This is a genomic window from Amycolatopsis sp. cmx-4-61, from assembly GCF_046548775.1.
Lineage (GTDB): Bacteria > Actinomycetota > Actinomycetes > Mycobacteriales > Pseudonocardiaceae > Amycolatopsis.
Genome location: NZ_JAEBEI010000060.1, coordinates 1 through 1,408 on the forward strand (window position 1 = coordinate 1; position 1,408 = coordinate 1,408).

Annotated in this window: 1 protein-coding gene; it reads left to right on the forward strand. The window is 63.5% G+C overall.

Annotation, left to right across the window (positions count from 1 at the left end):
* The first annotated feature begins 90 nt into the window (after nt 1-90).
* Nucleotides 91-1,371, forward strand: a complete 1,281-nt coding sequence (locus ACLJOU_RS46880; protein WP_410575780.1) for an IS256 family transposase — start codon at nt 91-93, stop codon at nt 1,369-1,371.
* The last annotated feature ends 37 nt before the right edge of the window (nt 1,372-1,408 follow it).

A 1,408-nucleotide genomic window follows, 5' to 3' on the forward strand; every position in this document is an offset into this window, starting at 1 on the left:
GGGGACTGTTCCAAGATCGGTGTTTGCGGCCCGACACGCCGGGCCGAAGGTCCGGCGGGATGGGCACTGTGAGTGATGACATCGGACCTTGTGAGTCCACGTAAGCGTGACGAGAAGCCGGCGCGGGAGCTGTCGCCGGAGCAGGCCGCCGCGGCGGCGATGGTGGCTGAGGCGAAGGCCCGCGGGCTGGCACTGACCGGCCCGGACGGCCTGCTGAAGCTGTTCACCAAGAACGTTTTGGAGACCGCCCTCAACGAAGAGATGACCGAGCATCTCGGCCATGAGAAGAACCAGGCCGACCCGGATCGTGAGTCGACGAATGTGCGCAACGGAACCCGGCCGAAAACGGTGGTCTCGGACGCCGCCGGTGAAGTTCAGATCGAGGTCCCGCGGGACCGGGAGAGCACGTTCGAGCCGCAGATCGTGAAGAAGCGGCAACGCCGGCTCGCGGATGTGGACGAGATCGTGCTGTCACTGTATGCGAAAGGGATGACCACCGGCGAGATTTCGGCGCATTTCTCCGAAATCTATGGTGCCTCGGTCAGCAAGGAAACGATCTCACGGATCACCGACAAAGTCGTCGCCGAAATGAACGACTGGGCCAACCGCCCGCTCGATGCGGTGTACGCGGCGGTGTTCATCGACGCCATCCACGTCAAGGTCCGCGACGGCCAGGTCGCCAACCGGCCCGTCTACGCCGCCATCGGCGTCACCATCGACGGCCACAAGGACGTCCTGGGGCTGTGGATGGGCACCGGCGGCGAGGGTGCGAAGTTCTGGATGAGCGTGCTGATCGACCTGAAGAACCGCGGCGTGGCCGACGTGTTCTTCCTCGTCTGCGACGGCCTCAAGGGTCTCCCCGAGGTCGTGGCGAATGTCTGGCCGAAAACTATCGTTCAAACCTGCATTGTCCACTTGATTCGGAACACCTTCCGGCTGGTCGCGCGGCAGGACTGGGACGTGGTGAAGCGGGACATCAAGCCCATCTATACCGCACCCAGTCCGAACGCTGCGGCTATCGCGCTGGACGAACTCGAGGAGAAATGGAGGAAGAAATACGGGGCGATGATCCGGCTCTGGCGCAACGCCTGGGAGGAGTTCATTCCGTTCCTCGATTACGACGTCGAGATCCGGACGATGATCTGCTCCACCAACGCGATCGAATCATTGAACGCCCGTTATCGGCGGGCGATCCGTGCGCGGGGGCATTTCCCGACCGAGCAGGCCGCGATGAAGTGCCTGTACCTTGTGACTCGCAGCCTGGACCCGACCGGGACCGGCCGCGCCCGATGGACGATGCGCTGGAAGCCAGTGATCAACGCCTTCGCCATCACGTTCGGTGACCGCTGGCCGGGAGCCGAGACCTACTGATCAACAACGCCGGAAACACCGATCGCGGGATAGACCC